Annotated in this window: 22 protein-coding genes; 14 read left to right on the top strand and 8 right to left on the bottom strand. The window is 64.0% G+C overall.

What is annotated here, in order from left to right; genetic code table 11:
- Position 1: 1 nt before the first annotated feature.
- The 6 genes from LB557_RS20295 (at position 2) to LB557_RS20270 (ending at position 4,325) form a co-directional block, all read left to right on the top strand.
- A complete protein-coding gene (locus tag LB557_RS20295) occupies positions 2-817 on the top strand; it encodes an SDR family oxidoreductase (protein ID WP_015315792.1) in 816 nt (271 codons plus the stop codon).
- 39 nt (positions 818-856) lie between these two features.
- Positions 857-1,342, top strand: a complete 486-nt coding sequence (locus LB557_RS20290) for a MaoC family dehydratase (protein ID WP_023770549.1) — start codon at positions 857-859, stop codon at positions 1,340-1,342.
- Complete coding sequence (locus tag LB557_RS20285; RefSeq protein ID WP_224641151.1) at positions 1,339-2,373, top strand: phosphotransferase; 1,035 nt, start codon at positions 1,339-1,341, stop codon at positions 2,371-2,373. Before LB557_RS20290 ends, LB557_RS20285 begins: the two co-directional genes overlap by 4 nt.
- A 3-nt stretch (positions 2,374-2,376) precedes the next feature.
- Positions 2,377-3,153: an SDR family NAD(P)-dependent oxidoreductase gene (locus LB557_RS20280; RefSeq protein WP_015315789.1), complete on the top strand. Its 777-nt coding sequence runs from the start codon at positions 2,377-2,379 to the stop codon at positions 3,151-3,153.
- A 91-nt stretch (positions 3,154-3,244) separates the two neighbouring features.
- Entirely contained in the window at positions 3,245-3,889 is a 645-nt protein-coding gene (locus LB557_RS20275; RefSeq protein ID WP_140618770.1) for a TetR/AcrR family transcriptional regulator, read from the top strand.
- 187 nt (positions 3,890-4,076) lie between these two features.
- A complete protein-coding gene (locus tag LB557_RS20270; protein WP_140661748.1) occupies positions 4,077-4,325 on the top strand; it encodes a DUF680 domain-containing protein in 249 nt (82 codons plus the stop codon).
- 49 nt (positions 4,326-4,374) lie between these two features.
- Here the strand turns inward: LB557_RS20270 and LB557_RS20265 are convergent, their stop codons facing one another.
- The 8 genes from LB557_RS20265 to LB557_RS20230 form a co-directional block, all read right to left on the bottom strand.
- Positions 4,375-5,424 carry a Gfo/Idh/MocA family protein gene (locus LB557_RS20265; protein WP_224641154.1) on the bottom strand — a complete coding sequence of 350 codons (1,050 nt, stop codon included), beginning with the start codon at positions 5,422-5,424 and terminating at the stop codon, positions 4,375-4,377.
- On the bottom strand, positions 5,424-6,209 hold the full coding sequence (locus tag LB557_RS20260) for a ThuA domain-containing protein (protein ID WP_224641156.1): 786 nt from the start codon (positions 6,207-6,209) through the stop codon (positions 5,424-5,426). Before LB557_RS20260 ends, LB557_RS20265 begins: the two co-directional genes overlap by 1 nt.
- A gap of 76 nt (positions 6,210-6,285) precedes the next feature.
- Entirely contained in the window at positions 6,286-6,510 is a 225-nt protein-coding gene (locus LB557_RS20255) for a hypothetical protein (protein WP_041163323.1), read from the bottom strand.
- 58 nt (positions 6,511-6,568) lie between these two features.
- On the bottom strand, positions 6,569-7,150 hold the full coding sequence (locus LB557_RS20250) for a sarcosine oxidase subunit gamma (RefSeq protein ID WP_224641157.1): 582 nt from the start codon (positions 7,148-7,150) through the stop codon (positions 6,569-6,571).
- Positions 7,143-10,136 carry a sarcosine oxidase subunit alpha gene (locus tag LB557_RS20245; RefSeq protein ID WP_224641159.1) on the bottom strand — a complete coding sequence of 998 codons (2,994 nt, stop codon included), beginning with the start codon at positions 10,134-10,136 and terminating at the stop codon, positions 7,143-7,145. Before LB557_RS20245 ends, LB557_RS20250 begins: the two co-directional genes overlap by 8 nt.
- A complete protein-coding gene (locus LB557_RS20240; RefSeq protein WP_015315781.1) occupies positions 10,133-10,429 on the bottom strand; it encodes a sarcosine oxidase subunit delta in 297 nt (98 codons plus the stop codon). The genes LB557_RS20245 and LB557_RS20240 overlap by 4 nt, the downstream gene beginning before the upstream one ends.
- 11 nt (positions 10,430-10,440) lie before the next feature.
- On the bottom strand, positions 10,441-10,863 hold the full coding sequence (locus tag LB557_RS20235; RefSeq protein ID WP_140619005.1) for a hypothetical protein: 423 nt from the start codon (positions 10,861-10,863) through the stop codon (positions 10,441-10,443).
- A gap of 2 nt (positions 10,864-10,865) precedes the next feature.
- On the bottom strand, positions 10,866-12,119 hold the full coding sequence (locus tag LB557_RS20230; protein ID WP_140661744.1) for a sarcosine oxidase subunit beta: 1,254 nt from the start codon (positions 12,117-12,119) through the stop codon (positions 10,866-10,868).
- Positions 12,120-12,348: 229 nt separating this feature from the next.
- On the opposite strand from LB557_RS20230, the gene LB557_RS20225 reads away from it, so the two are divergent.
- The 8 genes from LB557_RS20225 to LB557_RS20190 all read left to right on the top strand — a co-directional run bounded on the left by LB557_RS20225 (position 12,349) and on the right by LB557_RS20190 (position 18,573).
- A complete protein-coding gene (locus tag LB557_RS20225; protein ID WP_224528819.1) occupies positions 12,349-12,690 on the top strand; it encodes a DUF2568 domain-containing protein in 342 nt (113 codons plus the stop codon).
- A gap of 102 nt (positions 12,691-12,792) precedes the next feature.
- Positions 12,793-13,551, top strand: a complete 759-nt coding sequence (locus LB557_RS20220) for an SDR family oxidoreductase (RefSeq protein ID WP_140618784.1) — start codon at positions 12,793-12,795, stop codon at positions 13,549-13,551.
- Positions 13,552-13,678: 127 nt separating this feature from the next.
- Entirely contained in the window at positions 13,679-14,065 is a 387-nt protein-coding gene (locus tag LB557_RS20215) for an SET domain-containing protein (RefSeq protein WP_140661742.1), read from the top strand.
- A 175-nt stretch (positions 14,066-14,240) separates the two neighbouring features.
- On the top strand, positions 14,241-14,507 hold the full coding sequence (gene rpsU / locus LB557_RS20210; RefSeq protein WP_010911429.1) for a 30S ribosomal protein S21: 267 nt from the start codon (positions 14,241-14,243) through the stop codon (positions 14,505-14,507).
- Between the two features lie 139 nt (positions 14,508-14,646).
- Positions 14,647-15,489, top strand: a complete 843-nt coding sequence (locus tag LB557_RS20205) for a tetratricopeptide repeat protein (protein ID WP_127275461.1) — start codon at positions 14,647-14,649, stop codon at positions 15,487-15,489.
- A 208-nt stretch (positions 15,490-15,697) separates the two neighbouring features.
- A complete protein-coding gene (locus LB557_RS20200) occupies positions 15,698-16,171 on the top strand; it encodes a DUF992 domain-containing protein (protein ID WP_224641161.1) in 474 nt (157 codons plus the stop codon).
- 91 nt (positions 16,172-16,262) lie between these two features.
- A complete protein-coding gene (locus tag LB557_RS20195; RefSeq protein ID WP_224641163.1) occupies positions 16,263-16,745 on the top strand; it encodes a DUF992 domain-containing protein in 483 nt (160 codons plus the stop codon).
- Positions 16,746-17,136: 391 nt separating this feature from the next.
- The gene (locus tag LB557_RS20190) at positions 17,137-18,573 is read left to right on the top strand and encodes an MFS transporter (RefSeq protein WP_224641165.1); all 1,437 of its coding nucleotides are present in this window, start codon (positions 17,137-17,139) and stop codon (positions 18,571-18,573) included.
- Positions 18,574-18,575: the final 2 nt, after the last annotated feature.

Raw genomic sequence — 18,575 nt, 5'->3', positions numbered from 1 at the left:
GATGAGCTATCTGGACGAGCTGTTTTCGGTCACCGGCAAGACCGCGCTGGTGACGGGAGCCGCGACCGGCATCGGCCGCATGGCGGCGACCGCGCTGATCAAGGCCGGCGCCAGCGTAATGATCGCCTCGCGCAAGGGCGAGGACTGCATCAAGGTGGCCAGTGAGTTGAACGGGCTTGGCGCTTCGGGCCAAGCGGAAGGCTTTGCCGGCGACGTCTCCAGCGAGGCCGCCATTGCCGCCTTGGTCGGCGAAGTCAAGGCGCGCACCGGCAAACTCGATATCCTCATCAACAATGCCGGCGTGTCCTGGGGTGCGCCGCTGGAGAGCTTCCCTTATTCGGCATGGGCCAAGGTGTTCGGCGTCAATGTCACCGCGGTTTTCCATCTGACACGCGAATTGCTGCCGCTGCTCGATGCCGCCGCCAGCGACGAAGATCCTGCCCGCGTGATCAATCTGGGCTCGGTGATGGGAACGCAGCCGCTGGCCGACGACGCCTATTCCTACACCGCCTCCAAGGCGGCCGTTCATCACCTGACACGCACGCTGGCGCTCGAATTCGCCGGCCGCCGCATCACCGTCAACGCCTTTGCCCCCGGTCCCTTCCAGAGCCGTATGACCGCATTTGCCACCGGCACGGACGAGCAGGCCAGGCATGTCGGCGGCCATGTCCCGATCGGCCGCATCGGCACACCGGATGACATTGCCGGCGCAACGCTCTATTTGTGCAGCCGTGCAGGCAGCTATGTCACCGGCGCCATCCTGCCGATCGACGGCGGACAGTCGGTGCAGCATGGGTTGACCTTGTTCAAGGAATAACATTTGCCGGCCGCAGAAGCCGGAGGTGAACTGGAGGACATGAGCGTGGAACCAATCAGTCTCGATGTGCTTCTGGCCAGTGTCGGCAAGGAGGTCGGCGTTTCGCCCTGGCGGGTGGTCACGCAACGCATGATCGACCAGTTCGCCGACGCCACCGACGACCACCAGTTCATCCACTGCGATCCGGAGCGGGCCAAGCGCGAAACGCCGTTCGGCGGCACCATCGCGCATGGCTTCCTGTCGCTGTCGCTGCTGTCGGCGATGACGTTCGAGACCATGCCGCCGCTGGAAAACGGCAAGATGGGCGTCAATCACGGTTTCGATTCGCTGCGCTTCCTCGCCCCGGTGAAGACCGGCGCGCGCATCCGCACCCGTTTCGTGCTGGCCGACGTCAAGGTCAGGCCGTCGGGCTGGGTGCAGACGGCGCACGACGTGACCATCGAGATCGAAGGCTCCAAAAAACCGGCGCTCACCGCCCGTTGGCTGACGCTGACCTTGCTTGAACGCCAGCCCGAGACAGCATGAACGACGCCAACGCGCTCGACCAGGCGACGCTCGCGCCTTACCTCGACGCGCATATCCCGGGTTTTTCCGGACTCGCGGCCATCGAAAAATTCAAATCCGGCCAATCCAACCCGACCTATCTCCTGACGGCGGCAAGCGGCCGTTACGTGCTGCGCGCCAAGCCGCCAGGCCAACTCCTGAAATCGGCTCACCAGGTAGACCGCGAATTCCGTGTGATGAAGGCGCTTTCCGGCACCGCCGTACCAGTGCCCGAAATGCTGCACCTGTCGACCGAGGATTCGCCCATCGGCCGCATGTTTTACGTCATGGATTTCCTCGACGGCCGCATCTTCTGGGATCCGGCACTGCCGGAGACGCACGGCAACGAGGAACGCGCCGCGATCTACGACGCCATGAACGCCACGCTCGCCGCCCTGCACGATGTCGATGTCGAGGCCGTGGGTCTTGGCGATTTCGGACGCCCCGGCAATTACTTCGAGCGGCAGCTGGCACGCTGGACCAGCCAGTACCGTGCTTCCGAAACCGGTATCATTTCCGACATGGACCGGCTGATCGCCTGGCTGGAAACCCACCTGCCGGTCGATGACGGCCTGATATCGCTGGTGCATGGCGACTATCGGTTGGACAATCTGATCTTTGCACCGGACCAGCCGAGGGTACTGGCAGTGCTGGACTGGGAATTGTCGACATCGGGCCATCCCTTCGCCGACATCGCCTATCAATGCATGCAATGGCGCCTGCCGCATGCCTCCGGCTTTCGCGGCCTTGGCGGCATCGATCGCCCGGCCCTCGGCCTGCCTTTGGAAGAAGACTATGTCGCTGCCTATTGCCGGCGGCGCGGCCTCGCCGGCATCGGCAACTGGACGTTCTTCCTCGCCTTCTCCTTCTTCCGCCTGGCTGCAATCTGCCAGGGTGTCTACAGGCGGGCGCTGGACGGCAATGCTTCCAATCCGGAAAAAGCCAGGACCTATGGCGAGGCGGTGAAGCTGCTGTCGCACTTCGCCGCCGAGCTGATCGACAAGGAAGACTAAGCAATGGGCCGCTTTGATGGAACCACGGTGCTGATCACGGGCGCGGCCGGCGGCCTCGGCCGTGGCGCCGCCAAGGGCTTTGCCGCCGAAGGCGCCCGGCTGGTTCTCTCGGACCTGGATGAAACGGCCCTGATGAGTTTCGCCGAGACGCTCGATACCGAGACCGCGATGCTGGCAGGCAACATTGCCGAGGAGGCACTGTCGGAAGCACTGGTGGCGCTGGCGTTGGAAAAATTTGGCCGCCTGGATGTCGCCGTCAACAATGCCGGCATCGTTCAGAGTTTCGTGCGCCTGCCGCAGGTTCCATCGGACGAAGCCCGCCGGGTGCTCGAGATCGACCTGCTCGGCGTCTTCTACGCCATGAAGCACCAGATCCCGCAAATGGAGCGGCAGTTCAAGGCGACCGGCAAGGGCGGCGCCATCGTCAACATTGCCTCGGCCGCCGGCCTTTCGGGCGCGCCGAAGCTTTCGGTCTATGCAGCCGCCAAGCATGGCGTGATCGGCCTGACCCGGTCGGCGGCGGTCGAATATGCCAGCAAGGGTCTGCGCATCAATGCCATCTGCCCCGCCCACACCAGAACGGGCATGATAGACGGTTTCGTGAGCGTCTCCGGCATTCCGGAGGCAGAGGCGTTGGCCGAGCTGACCCGTGGCATACCGATGAAGCGCGTGGCGGAAGTCGACGAGATCACCACGGCCATCCTGTTTGCCGCCGACCCGGCCAATTCCTTCATGACCGGCCATGCGCTGGCCATCGATGGCGGTGTCGGCGCGATCTGACGCCTGCCGCGTGGGAACCCGCGGCGCCCTTGTCCGTTTCCGTACAGCGTATATAATTTAGCCAGGCACCAACCAGACAAGGGCAACAGACTTGCCGCTGAGCGTCCAGAAACGCCGCGAGAAACAAAAGGCCGAACTGCGCTCGGAGCTTGTCGCGGCCGCGCACAAGCTCGTCCAGGAAGAAGGCTATGAAGGCTTGACCATCCGCAAGCTGGCCAAGCGGGTCGGCTATGCGCCGATGTCGGTCTATTCCTACTTCGCCGACAAGCAGGACATCCTGTTCGCCCTGGCCGAGGACGCGTTCGAAACGCTCGCCCGACGCATCGAGGAGCACCCGTCCGACGATCCGATCGAGGCCTTGCAGGCGGTCATGACCGAATATGCCGCCTTCGGGCTCGGCAACCCCAACGAATACCGCACCGTCTTCATGACCGAAAAGACCAAGCTGCCGGAAGGCAGGAGCTACGAGGACATGGAGGAAAGCAACCCCGCAATGAAGGCGCTGATCAGCAGGGTCGAGGCCTGTGTCGCCGCCGGCAAATTGCATGGCGATCCACGCGCCATCGCCACCATATTGTGGGCCGTCGGCCATGGCACGATCTCGCTTTTGATCACCTTCCCCTTCTACCCGTTCGGCGACCCGCAGGCTTTCGTGAAGCGGATGTGCGACTTCACCCTTGCCACGCTCAGCACGCAATATGTGCCGCCACTGACCGAGACACCGGTCAACTGCTGAGCGCTATATCCTTTGTTCTCCCAGATTCCGCACCGCCCCTCCAAGCCTTCCGCGGCGACTTTCTTGGTTAACAAAAAACTACCGTACGCGTACGATTTTTTCTTGAACTTCGCGATCGACGGACGTATCTGTACGAGATAACGTACATGTACGGAAAAAATTCACCCGCCGAAACCGGAGACAGACCATGAAAAAGACACTCCTCACCCTCGCCGCCGTGCTGGCACTTTCGGGCTCGGCCTTTGCCGCCAACGCCACCCACGCGGTCAAGCACGTTCCCGCCGCGACCTGCGTCGACACCAAGACCAATATGAAGCTCGATTGCGCTTCGACCGGCTCAGTCGACAAGGAGGCCTCCACGGAAGCCACGACCGACGGGAAGGGTCCCCGGCTCGGCATCACGGTGAACCCGTGGATCATGCCGAGCGCCTACTGAGATTTTTCGAAAGTAGGTTCGGGCCGGCTCAGCCGGCCGGATGGTGATTTCAGCCGATCGAGACCGGCAGTTTGGTCGCTGAACTTTCGAAGGCGGCGTCGATCAGCCTTTGCATGTCGGCGGCCCGCCGGAACGACGGATCACCGTTCTGTCCCGTGTCCAGCGCATCGACAAAGCGCTGGGCGTTGTGCTTGACGCCTGGAGGCGTCAGCGTCCGCCAACGGTGCTGATCGACGTCGTCACCCAGGCAAGCGGACACTTTCGAAACCTTGCCGTCGGTCTCGACCTTGATCGCGCCCTTGGTACCGTGCAGGGCCAGCGACAAATCATTGCCGTGGCCTGTCGTGTAGCGGCTGGCCATGATCGTGGCCAGCGCGCCTGAACCGAGCCGCGCCGTTATCGCCAAGCTGTCATTGACGTCGAGCACATAGTCGCCGATGCGGTCGCCCTCCGCCTTCGGAAACGTCACCAGATCGGCATGCAGGCTGACGATATCCTCGGCCGCCCCATAGGTCGCGAAGTCGAGGATATGGATGCCGACATCGCCCAAAACACCTGTCGAACCGTGCCGGCCCGACAGGCGCCACAGCCATTTGTCGTCGATCCGCCAATCGCCCCAGAACTTGCTGACCAGCCAGCTTTGCCGGTAGCCCGCCTCGACATGGCGCAACTCGCCGATCTCGCCGGCCTGCACCATGCGCCGCGCCTCCTGGATCACCGGAGTGTTGCGATAGGTCAGGTTGACCATGTTGACGAGCCCGGCCGCCTCGGCGGCATCGCTCATCGCAAGCGCATCGGCGTGGTTCGGCGCCAGCGGCTTTTCGCAGAACACATGTTTCCCGGCGGCCAGCAGGGCCAGCGTCGTCGCCTTGTGAACCTGGTCGGGCGTGGCGTTGATGGCGGCATCGAACTCACCCCAAGCGATCGCCGCATCGAGGCTTTCAAAGAAAGTGCCTATTTTGTTGGCGGCTGCGAACGCCGCCGCGCGGCCCGGCAGGTGGTCCACGCAAGCGACGATGGCGCAGCCCGGGACCTGACCGAACTCCTCGATATGATGCGCCGCGATCCAACCGGTGCCGAGCAAAAGCAGGCGGTGCATCAGCTCAGTCCCCTGTCACCGTCCGCATGCAGGCGCAGGCCTTTCTGGACGATCTTCTCCTTGGCCTTGTCCGTCGACACGTTTGGCGCATTGGTGATGCCGGACCAGGCCGGGGCCGGGTTGTGCGCCCAATGCACGGCGTTGCGCAGCACCTGCTGAACGCCTTCATTGTGATAGATCGGATAGGTCTCATGGCCCGGCGAGAAGTAGAAGATTTTTCCCGCCCCGCGCTGATAGGTCAGCCCCGATCGGAACACCTCGCCGCCTTCGTACCAGGAGATAAATACCGTCTCCAGCGGCTCCGGCACCGCGAACGGCTCACCATACATTTCCGTCTCGCCGATCTCCAGGCATTCGCCGATGCCTTGCGCGATCGGGTGGCCGCGGTTGATCGCCCAGACACGCTCGCGCTCGCCCGCCTCACGCCATTTCAGCGAACAGGGCGTGCCCATCAGCCGCTTGAAGATCTTCGAGTAGTGGCCGGAATGGAGCACGATCAACCCCATGCCTTCCCAGACCCGCTTCTGCACGCGCTCGACGATCTCGTCCTTGACCTCGCCGTGGGCGGCATGGCCCCACCATAAAAGCACGTCGGTGGCGGCTAGGCGCGTCTCGCTCAGGCCATGCTCGGGTTCCTGTAAGGTGGCGGTGGTCGCTTCGACGCCCTTGTCCTGGTTGAGTGCGGCGGCAATGGTGCCATGCATACCCAGCGGATAGAGGTCGCGCACGGCGGCATTGGTCTGTTCATGGACGTTTTCACCCCAGACAACGGCTCTAACAGGCATTTTTCCTCTCCAAAGCGCTTTGAATATCGCATCCACGGAGGTCTTGGGAAGAGGCCGTCAGCCAAAAATTCTGAAATCAGGGTTTGCGGGTCTTGCGGCCGGGGACGGTCTTGGCCTTGCCGGGTTTCGCCGGTGCTCCAGGAATGGACGACCCGGTAATCGACACGGGATCGCTGGCCGGGAACGTGTCCTCGAGGCCTTCCTCAAGTTCCTCTTCGGCGTCGGCCTCGTAATGCCGCTCATGTTCGAGCGAACGGACCGCCGCGGTTTTCGGCGATTTCGGCGCGGACTTCGACGGCATCGGCATCTCTCCCTCGACTGTCGCCGCTCAACGGACGCGGGCGGCAAACGTTCCGGGGTCAGCCGGCGGCGTCGCGGGCTCCCTCGGACAGGAAAGTAAAGACATAGTCCGAGAAGGAACGCCAGCACTCGACCCGGAAGGCCTCGTCGGCCGTGCGCAGCAGCACGATCTCGGCCTTGCCGAGAATGGTGCGCGAAGCGGCGCCCACCGGGAAGGCGCCGAGCGACAGGTCCTGCGGGCAGCCCGAATTGATCGCGGCTTCCGCCGCCGGACCGGCGACTAAAATCGCGATGTTGCGATGCGAGATACCGACGGACGAATGCAAGGCGGAAACTCCTGCGCAATCGGCGAGTGGGTCCTTGCCGGCCTCGTCGATGACAAGCCACTCGTCCGGGCCAAGCCACAACGCCGTACGCCCGCCCTTCGACGCCGAGGTTTTCGGCTTCTTCGGCAAGGTCAGGCCGAGCGCCTTCGACAAAGCGGCGACTGAAGCCTCCGGGGCGCGCAGAGAGATACGCTCGGCCGGCGGCAGCACTTCGACCTTGACACTCGTTGCGGAGACAGTGCGCCCGGCCAATGCCGGACGCCGCTCTGCTGATGATGAAGCCATCGTGGCCGTCTTTGCAGCAGCCTTAGCCATTGAGGCGCCCTCCCGTCTCGTCGAAGAACACCATGCCGGTAACCTCCACTTCGATCACCCCGTCCGGCATCGGCACATAGAGCGTGTCGCCCATCCGGTCACGCCCGCCGGCGACCAGCGCCAGCGCGATGGAACGGCCGCAATTTTGCGACCAATAGCTCGACGTGACATGGCCGAGCATCTTCATCGGGATCGCCTGCTTGGGATCCTCGACGATCTGCGCGCCTTCTTCCAGCACCACCTTTGGATCCTTGGTCTTCAGGCCGACCAGTTGCTTGCGCCCCTTGGCGACGAGATCAGGCCGCGTCAGGCCGCGAATGCCGACGAAATCGGCCTTCTTCTTGCCGACCGCCCAGTCCAGGCCGGCATCGTTTGGCGTCACCGTACCGTCCGTATCCTGGCCTACGATGATGTAGCCCTTCTCGGCGCGCAGCACGTGCATCGCCTCGGTGCCGTAAGCGGTGGCGCCATGCTTCTGGCCCTCGGCCCACAACGCTTCCCAGACCGCCTGGCCATGGTCGGCCGGCACATTGACCTCGAAACCGCGCTCGCCGGTGAACGACATGCGGAACAGCCTCGTCGGCACGCCGCAGATCTTGCCCTCGCGCACCGACATGTGCGGCAGCGCCTCGTCGGACATGTCGATGCCTTCGACCAGCGGCGCAATGATCTCGCGCGACTTCGGCCCCTGGACGGCAATGACCGCCCACTGCTCGGTGATCGAGGTCAGCCAGACATTAAGATGCGGGAACTCGGTCTGGAGGTAATCCTCCATGTGGTTCATGACGCGCGGCGCGCCGCCCGTCGTCGTCGTTACATGGAAGCGGTCCGGCGCCAGCCTGCCGACGACGCCGTCATCATAGATGAAGCCGTCCTCGCGCAGCATGATGCCATAGCGGCAGCGGCCGGGCTCCAGCTTCTCCCACGGATTGGTGTAGAGCAGTTCCATGAACTTCGCCGCGTCGGGGCCGACCACTTCGATCTTGCCCAGCGTCGACGCATCGAACAGGCCGGCCTGGTTGCGGACGGCGACGCATTCGCGGTCGACCGCCGCATGCATGTCCTCGCCTGCCTTGGGGAAGTACCAGGCGCGCTTCCACTGGCCGACATCCTCGAACACCGCGCCTTGCGCCTCGGCCCAGGGATGGATCGCGGTTCTGCGTGTCGGGTCGAACAGCGGCCCACGCGCGTGGCTGACGATCGCGCCGAAGGTGACAGGCGTGTAGGGCGCGCGGAACGTGGTCAGGCCGACTTCCGGGATCGGCTTGCCCAGCGTTTCGGCGGCAATCGCCAGTCCGTGCATGTTAGAGGTCTTGCCCTGGTCGGTCGCCATGCCGTTGGTGGTGAAGCGCTTGACATGCTCGATCGAGCGCATGCCTTCATGCACCGCCTGGCGGATGTCCTTGGCGGTCACGTCGTTCTGGAAATCGACGAAGGCTTTCACCGTCGTGTCCGGCCCGGCGCCGGGGCCAGCACCCAGCATGCCGCGCGACCAGCTTTCCGAGGCTTCGACCTTCGGCTTGGCGCCCTTGGACGCCTTGCCGCCTGTTTCTTTCGCCGCCTTGGCGCCCGCCGCATAGGCCTCGTCCACGGTCGCCGTCAGGCCGTCGGTGCCGTTGCAGGCGCCGACCGACACGCAGTCCTGCGCGTAGGTGCCAGGCACGAAGCGCTTGGTCTCGTCGTTGAAGGCAACCTTGCCGCGCGATTGCGAGAACAGATGCACCGACGGCGTCCAGCCGGCGGACATCAGGATCGCATCGACGGGAATAGTGCGTTCGCCGCCGCCATTCTTCGGCTGCACCGTTATCGACGACACGCGTAGCTTGCCGCCGGCGCGGATCACTGCACGGCCGAAATTGATCTCGATGCCGAGGGCCCTGGCCTCATCGATCACCGGGCCGGTCGGGTTGTCACGCAAATCGACGATCGCCGCCACGTTGATGCCGGCCTTCTTCAGGTCGATCGCGGCGCCGTAAGCCGAATCGTTGGCGGTGTAGACGCCGACATTCCGGCCAACCGCGACACCATAATGGTTGAGGAAGGTGCGCGCCGCACCCGCCAGCATGATGCCGGGCCTGTCATTGTTGGCAAACACCATGTGACGCTCGATGGCGCCGGAGGCCAGCACCACGCGCTTGGCGCGGACCTGCCAGAGCCGTTCGCGCGGCAGATCGTGGCCGGGGACCTTCAGGTGATCGCTGACGCGCTCGACCAGACCGACGAAATTCTGTGCGTAATAGCCGAACGCCGTGGTGCGCGGCAGCACCCGGACATTGTCCATCGCGCTCAGTCTGGCGATCGCCGCTTGTGCCCAGGCAAAGCCGTCCTGGCCGTCGATCTTCGCACCAGATTCGAAGCGCAGGCTGCCGCCGAACTCGGCCTGCTCGTCGGCCAGGATGACGCGCACGCCGGTCTCCGCCGCGGCAAGTGCCGCCGCGATGCCGGCCGCGCCGCCGCCCAGCACCAGCACGTCGCAATGGGCGTAGCGCGACGAATAATGGTCGGGATCGGGTTTGTCGGGCGAAACACCGAGGCCGGCGGCTTTGCGGATCTTGGGTTCGTAGAGGCTCTTCCAGGCCGCCTTCGGCCACATGAAGGTCTTGTAGTAGAAGCCGGCCGAGAACAGCGGCGAGGCCAGGTCGTTGACCGCGCTGACATCGAAGGACAGCGACGGCCAGCGGTTCTGCGAATTGGCGGCGAGCCCGTCATAGAGCTCCTGCACGGTGGCGCGCACGTTCGGCGTCTTGCGCGCGTCGTCGCGCACGATCTGCACCAGCGCGTTCGGCTCCTCCGCGCCGGCCGACAGGATGCCGCGCGGGCGGTGGTACTTGAACGATCGGCCGACCAGATGCACGCCATTGGCGAGCAGCGCCGAGGCCAGAGTGTCCCCCTCGATGCCCGCGTAGGACTGGCCGTCGAAGCTGAACCGCGCGGTCTTGGCCTGGCTGAGGCGTCCGGCGCCGGGAATGCGCAACGCGCCGCTCATTTCGCTACTCCGGGCAGCTTGGAGGGTTTCGGTTCGCCGGCCTTGTAGGTCATGACGAACTTGTCAGTGACGGTGTCACGCACCGCGTTGAAGAAGCGCGCGCAGCCATGCATGTGGCGCCAGCGCTCATAGATAATGCCCTTTGGATTGGAGCGGATGAAGAAGAACTTCTCGAAGTCGTCGTCGCTCTCGCCTGATATGTTGGCCGAGCGTGCGATGTGCGCCTCGCCGGCGTTGCGGAATTCGAGTTCCGGGCGCTCTTCCTCGCAATAGGGGCAGCGGATGAGAAGCATCGTGTTTGTTCCTACAATTCGCCGTGGCCGACGCGCGCGCCAGCCGGTTGATCGCAAAGCTTCTGGCCCATGGTCATGAAGGGAGCGACGAGCCGCAGCCGCTCCTCGACGCTCGTCGCCGCGCTGAACAGATCGCGGTTGGCCATGTTGCCGAGCGTCAGCTGCATCGGATCTGTCGTAACGATGACGCCACGCGGCTGGAAATCCTCGTCTTCATCCAGCCCATGCGGCCTGCCTTCGAAGAACATCACCACTTTCTGGCCGACACTCCAGACGCAGGCGAGCATTCCCTCGTCGACAGAAAACGGCCAGCCGGTCTCGTTTCCCGCACGGCTGATCGGCTGCAGCCGCACTTCCTGCGCCGTCGGAACATGGAACATGCCCTGTTCCCCCGCCAGCATCAGCGGCACCGCGACTGCCACCTCGGCCATCATCATCAGTGCGCCACCGCCGCGGCCGCCGCCTCGTCGATGAGGCGGCCTGTGCGGAAGCGCTCGATGGTGAAGGGCGCGTTGATCGGGTGCGGATCGTCCTTGGCGATGGTGTGGGCAAAGACATGCCCGGACCCCGGCGTCGCCTTGAAGCCGCCCGTGCCCCAGCCGCAATTGACGTAAAGGCCGGGCACCGGCGTCTTGGCCAGGATCGGCGAGCGGTCGGGTGTGACGTCGACGATGCCGCCCCACGACCGCAGCATCTTCATGCGCGTGAAGATCGGGAACATTTCGCAGATGGCGTCGAGCGTATGCTGAAGAATGTGCAGCCCACCGGTCTGCGAATAGGAGACATACTGGTCGGTGCCGGCGCCGATCACCAGTTCGCCCTTGTCGGACTGCGAGATATAGGCGTGCACCGTGTTCGACATCACAACGCAAGGCACGACCGGCTTGATCGGCTCCGACACCAGCGCCTGCAGCGGATAGCTTTCCAGCGGCATGCGCACGCCGGCCATGTTCATGATGACGGAGGAGTGTCCGGCGGCGACGACGCCAACCTTCTTGGCGCCGATGAAGCCGCGCGTCGTGTCGACGCCCGTCACCGCGCCATTGGCGGCCCGCTTGACGCCGGTCACCTCGCAGTTCTGGATGATGTGCACGCCGCGCGCCGAGGCGCCGCGCGCATAACCCCAGGCGACCGCGTCATGGCGCGCGGTGCCGCCACGACGCTGCAGCGCCGCACCGACCACCGGATAGCGTGCGTCCTTGGAGGTGTTGAGCGGCGGGCAGAATGCTTTCGCCTGCTCGGGTGTCAGCCATTCATTGTCAATGCCGTTGAGCCGGTTGGCGTGCACATGGCGCTTCAGCACCTGGATGTCGTGCACATTGTGCGCCAGCATCATGACGCCACGCGCCGAATACATGACGTTGTAGTTGAGCTCCTGGGAGAGCCCGTCCCAGAGCTTCAGCGCATGGTCATAAATCCCGGCGCTCTCGTCATAGAGATAGTTGGAACGGATGATGGTGGTGTTGCGGCCGGTATTGCCGCCGCCCAGCCAGCCCTTTTCCAGCACCGCGACATTGGTGATGCCGTGCACGGTCGCGAGGTAATAGGCGGTTGCCAGCCCATGGCCGCCGGCGCCGACGATGATAACGTCGTATTCCTTCTTCGGCTCCGGCGAGGACCATTGTTCCTCCCAGCCCTTGTGGCCGCGCATGGCCTCGCGGGCGATGGCGAATACCGAATATTTCTTCACGTTCCAGCCTCGCAAATGGCAGCCGGGCGTTCATCATCAAGCCCCGGCGCGCGAGGTGTATCACTAGCGAAACAGCGCTGCCACCCTTGCGCTGTTTGCGACGGCGCTTGCCGTTTTGCGCCGCGCTGAAAAAGAGCTATCCGGCTGGCCCCGATGATTGCCTTCAGTCACACTTCTCGGCGCTGGGATTCGGAGAATGATAATGGGCAACGCATGGTGGAATCTCACATTGCGCTTCCTGCTGGAGCTTGCCGCCTTGCTCGGCCTCGGCATGGCAGGCTGGAGCCTTTCGGACGAAGCGTGGCGTTGGGTCCTCGCCATTGCCTTGCCGCTCGCCGCAGCCGCGGCATGGGGTATCTTCGCGGTCCTCAACGATCCAAGCCGGTCGGGCCGGGCACCGGTGCCTGTACCGGGCGCTGTCAGGCTGGCGCTGGAATTCATCGTCCTGTTCGGCGGCGCCGCGGGTTTCCATTTGGCGGGCCATACCATTACGGCCATCATCATGGCCTTGCTGATCGTCATCAGCTACGCGTTCTCGCTGGATCGTCTGGCATGGCTGCTGCGGCGGTAGTGGCGCGAATCTCTGCAGCTTTCGGGTGGCTGCTGTTCTGCCGATTTGCGACCAAGCATCCGATCGCCGGCGAAGCTGGCGCGAAGGACAAGGATGCCAAACATGCTCGCACTCGCCAACAAGATCGCCATCGTCACCGGTGCCAGTTCCGGCATCGGCCGCGCCACGGCAAAGCTGTTCGCCGAGGAAGGCGCCAGGCTCGTCATTTCCGCTCGCCGCCAAACGGAGCTTGATGCACTCGCAGTCGAAATCGAGGACGCCGGCGGCACGGCCGTCGCTCTCGCGGGAGATGTCACCGACGAGACCTATGCGAAAGCCCTCGTCGAGTTGGCGGTCGGCAGCTTCGGCGGCCTCGACATCGCGTTGAACAATGCCGGCTCCGTCGGACTGATGGGCTCCGTCCCCGACATGTCGGCACAGACATGGCACGGGACGATGGATACCAACCTGACCAGCGCCTTTCTCGGCGCGAAGTATCAGATACCGGCCATGCTGGAGCGCGGCGGCGGCTCGCTGATCTTCACATCGAGCTTTGTCGGTTACACCGCCGGCATGCCCGGCATGGCCGCCTACGCTGCCGCGAAGGCAGGCCTGATCGGTTTGACGCAGGTGTTGGCCGCCGAATATGGACCGAAGGGACTGCGCGTCAACGCGCTGCTGCCGGGTGGCACCGACACACCGGGTGCGACGACGACCACACCCGAGGCCCGCGCCTTCGTCGAGGGCCTCCATGCCCTGAAACGCATGGCCCAGCCGCAAGAGATCGCCCGCTCGGCGCTTTACCTTGCCTCTGACGCCTCGAGCTTCACCACGGGTACCGCGTTGTTTGCCGATGGCGGTGTGTCGATCAACCGGACGTGAAGGATTTTTACGGAGAACTGCCTGTTCGTCGTTGTGACGCAGGCCGCCGCTCTTGCTTTTTCGGCGCGATTTGGCGATTCCGTTTCCTGTCGAAACGGGTCTTCTTGCCAAGACGGGTTGTGAAACCATGATGCTGGTCCGAACCTATGTCGCCCAGAGCGCAATCGAAGGCGTCGGCATGTTCGCCGCCGAACCAATCCGGAAGGGCGCCTCGATCTGGCGCCTGGATCCGGATTTCGACCGGCTGATTCCGATGGACAAATATGAGGCCGCACCCCAGCCCTTGAAGGAATTGCTCGACCGCTATGCCTATCCGAGCCCGGACAAGCCCGGTTTCATGGTCTACGAGGTCGACAATGGCCGCTTCATGAACCATTCGGCGACACCGAACACCGACTTTTCGCAATATGGCGGTGCGACCGCGACCCGGGATATCGCCGTCGACGAGGAGATCACCTGCGACTACGGTGAGTTCTTCGAGGATTTCGAGCGGCTGCACCTGGCGACGGCGTAACGGGCACACTATCTCAAGGCGACGTGGCAATTTGGCTGTCGTCTCTCATTTCGACTGTGGACAGCGAGGCTTGATTCTGCTATCAGCCGCCACAATTCGTGGTGTCGAGCGCCGCGGAGGCTTGCGGCTATGGCTGCTTGCCTGTTGATATCAAACCCGAAAGACAGGATTGCCCGTGCAGGTACTCGTCCGCGACAATAACGTTGATCAGGCGCTTCGCGCGCTGAAGAAGAAGATGCAGCGCGAAGGCATTTTCCGCGAAATGAAGATGCGCGGCCACTACGAGAAGCCTTCCGAGAAGCGCGCCCGTGAAAAGGCCGAAGCCGTTCGCCGCGCCCGCAAGCTGGCCCGCAAGCGCGCACAGCGCGAAGGCCTGCTGCCAATGACCCCACGTCCGGTCGCTGCTGGCGGTGCCGCCGGTGCAGCGCGTCCGCCGCGCTGATTATCGCCAATATTTCGTCCTTTTCGAAGGATACCAGGGTGGCGCGATGCGGAATCGCCGCCACCCTTTTATTTTGATGTGACCCGGCCCGGAGGGGGAACCGGACCTGAACGACGGCGCAAGTGAGGACAGGGCAGACATGAACGCAACAAGCGTGGAGCGCGGGACCGCATTGCGTGGTTTCGCCCTGACAGCGGCCCTGCTTTCTGGACTGGTGCTTGCCGGCTGCCAGACATCGGGCCCGGCCGGTGAATTCAACAACATCGACAAGGCGCAAGGGTCGAGCGAGAACATCTCCTCACTGTCGGCGGTCATCCAGCGCAATCCCCAGGATCCGGAAGGCTATAATGTCCGCGGCTCGGCCTATGGCCGCGGCGGCCAGTACCAGGCGGCGCTCAAGGATTTCAACCAGGCCATCCAGCTCAATCCGAATTTCTACCAGGCCTATTCGAACCGGGCCCTCATCCAGCGTTTCCTCGGCAACCAGGAAGCAGCCCTTGCCGACTACAATCGCTCAATCCAGATCAACGGCAATTACGACGCCGCCTATATCGGCCGCGGCAATCTCTACCGCAAGGCCGGCCGCACCCAGGATGCCTTCAACGACTTCCAGAAGGCGATCCAGCTCGACACGACGGACGCCCGCGCCTATCACAATCGCGGCCTGATCTACCAGAGCCAGGGCCAGCACAAATTCGCCATCGAGGATTTCTCGACCGCCATCTCGCTGGCTCCTGACGCCGCCGAGCCCTATAACGGCCGCGGCCTCTCCTATCTGGCGACCGGCGACGAGGATAACGCCTTCTCCGATTTCAACATGGCCATCAAGCTCGACGGCCAGAACGCCGAGGCCTGGGCCAACCAGGCGCTGATCTACGAACGGCGCGGCGACAAGGCAAAGGCGGCGAAGGCCTATCGCGAGGCTGTGCGCCTCAACCCCAGCTACCAGCCGGCCAAGGATGGCCTCGCCCGCGTCAGCTGACGTCGGCTCATCAGGCCCACGGCAAGGTGCGCACTGCATCGTGCGTATCCGAAAGGACACGCGGCGTTGAAGATCGCCGCCAATCCGGCAACCCTGTATTAACCCCCGCGACAAGCCGTTAACCCTCGCCTTGTTCGCGCCAAGTTTTCGGCGGAACGGTCGCGGCGCTCGAGACGTTACTGAAGACTGATTGCGAAAGGACCCTCCCATGATCAAGAAACTCGTCTGCGCCGCCGCCCTTGCAACGACTATGTTCGCTGCCCCGGCCAGCGCCGGCAGGTTGCAGCTCGGCACGCTCGACTGCACCATCGATGGCGGCACCGGCTATCTCGTGACCTCCAACAAGGGCGTGTCCTGTGTGTTCCGGCCCTATCATCACGGGCCGTCTGAAATTTACACCGGCGTCATCTCGAAGCTCGGCGTCGATCTCGGCAAGACGCACCAGGGCCAGTTGGTCTGGGCGGTGTTTGCCGCGACCCGCGACCGTGACGCGGGCGACCTTGCCGGCAGCTACTACGGCGTCAACGCCGAGGCGAGCGTCATCACCGGTGGCGGCGCCAACCTGCTGGTCGGCGGCTTCGACAGCGCCTTCATGCTGGAGCCGCTCAGCGTCCAGGCGCAGACCGGCGTCAACCTGGCGGTCGCCGTCACCTCGCTGGAGCTGATCCACTCGCTCAAGTGATTGCACGGAGCCACGCGCTCCACGACCCCTCACCCTGCGGCGCGGAACCAGATAGTATGGTTCCGCGCTGTTTGATTTTGAGGGGACCGCCATGTTCAGGACAGCCATCGCCGCTGCCGCGACCACGATCATGCTTGCGGGCGCCGCACGAGCGCAGGACCAGGGTATCGAACTCGGTGCGCTTGAATGCGCCATATCGGGCGGCACCGGCTTCATCTTCGGCTCGAGCAAGGATTTGAGCTGCACCTTCACCCCGGCCGACAGGAGCTTCGCGCCGGAAGCCTATTTCGGCGCCGTCAACAAATACGGCCTCGACATCGGCACGACCAAGCAGGCGGTGATGCGCTGGCTGGTGCTGACGCCGCTGAAGAACATCTACGCGCCGGGTGCATTGGCGGGCGACTATATCGGCGCCAGCGCCGAAGTGACCGCCGCCGTCGGCGCCGGCGCCAATCTCCTGGTCGGCGGCTCCTCGCACGCCTTTACCCTGCAGCCGCTCAGCCTGCAGACGCAGACCGGCATCAATCTCGCCATCGGCGTCAGCCAGTTCCAGTTGCGCAGCACCGAGAATTGACTGGGCCATGAGGGCGGTTTCCGCGGCGATTCGTCATCCACGGGCGGAGCTAGGAGCGTAGCGACGCGGCGCAGACCCGAGGATCCACTCGGTCTCCTTCCCACTTCAAACCATACACCGGAACCGACACACAGGAACCGACACACAGGATCCTCGGGTCTTCGCGACGCCGCTACGCGGCTGCTTCGCCCGTAGATGACGAAATTGAGAGGCTTCGCGAACGTCTGCAAAAAAGCCGCTTGAACTCAACCATGCTTGAGGTTTTAGAGGCCTGCCCTTGGGTAGACAGCGCCTGGATACGGCGCTGTCGATCCTTATGGTCCTGCCGGAAGCCCGCACTGGCCTCTGGCACCATGCGCTACAAGCGAGATAGGCAAAGGCAGGGGTGAACATGACTGAAATCACCAGCAACAAGGTAGACTGGCGCGCATTGTGGGCAAGCGGCGACCTCGCCCGCTTCTGCTTCATCAGCCTCGGCATCCTGCTGCACGCCACCAATGAGACGATGGTGGCGACGGTCATGCCGGCCATGGTCGGCGAACTGGCCGGCGTACAGCTCGTCGGCTGGTCCCTGGCGATCTACGAACTCGGCGCCATCGTCGCCGGTGCCGCCGCCGGACGCCTGGTGAGTTATGTTCCGCTGCGCACCAACATGGTGGTCGCGGCCCTGCTTTATGCCGCCGGGGCGCTGATCTGCGCCACCTCGCCCTCAATGCAATTGTTCCTTGCCGGCCGCTTGATCGAGGGCCTCGGCGGCGGCGCGCTGGTGTCGCTGGCCTTCGTATCGGTCGAGCGGCTGTTTTCGCGTGCCATCTGGCCGCAGCTTTTCGGTATCATGTCGGCTATCTGGGGCGTTGCTGCTTTCAGCGGCCCGTTGCTTGGCGCTGTTATGACCGAATTGCTGTCCTGGCGCTGGGCCTTCGGCGTCTTCACACTCGGCGGCACCGCCATGGCGCTGGCAAGCTTCCTCGTACTCAACACGCCGGAGGCGAAGAAACCCAGCACGAGTGCCGGCAAGGCGCCGCCCTTCCCTTTCGTGGCGCTTGGCTGCCTTGCCGTCGCCGTGGTGCTGATCGCCTCGGCCGGCGTCGACATCGCCCTGTTGCGTTCCTCGCTGCTGATCGTGCTAAGCCTGACGGGCCTCGCGCTGTTTTTCTACGTCGATGCGCTGAAGCCGCGCTCCAGGCTGTTCCCCGCGCGGCTGTTCTCCTGGCGCACGCCGGTCGGCGCCGGCATGACGATGGTCGCCGCCTTTTCCATCGCGACCTGCTCCTTCGGCGTCTACGGGCCGCTGCTCTTGACCAGCCTGCACGACATTCCGCTGCTGACCACCGGCTACATCATTGCCGCCGAATCGATCGCCTGGTCGATCCTGTCGATCCTCGTCGCCAACGCGCCGCCGCGACACGAAAGGCTGATCATCGTCTGCGGCGCGCTGATGATCGCGGCGGGCATCGCCGGCTTCGCCTACACGATACCGCTGGGCTCGATCCCGCTGATCCTGGTCTGCGCCCTGCTGCAGGGCGGCGGCTTCGGCATTGCCTGGCCGTTCCTGACCCGCGTCATCGTCGCCTCCGCACCGGACGACGAGCAGACCATCGCCTCGGCGGCGGTGCCGACCATGCAGCGCCTCGGCTATGCCGTGGGCGCCGCTATTGCCGGCATCGTCGCCAATGCCAGCGGCTTTTCGCAAGGCCTGAATCACGACGCGGCGGCCAATGTCGCGAGCTGGCTGTTCCTTGCCTTCGTGCCGCTCGGCATTCTGGGCTGTCTCGCCGCCTTGCGGATATCGGCGGCGGCAAATCGGCCTCTGGAGGCGATCGGCTGACG

The sequence above is a fragment of the Mesorhizobium sp. BR115XR7A genome (assembly GCF_020165315.1).
Taxonomy (GTDB): Bacteria; Pseudomonadota; Alphaproteobacteria; order Rhizobiales; family Rhizobiaceae; genus Mesorhizobium; species Mesorhizobium australicum.
This window is presented reverse-complemented; position numbering and strand designations above follow the sequence as displayed.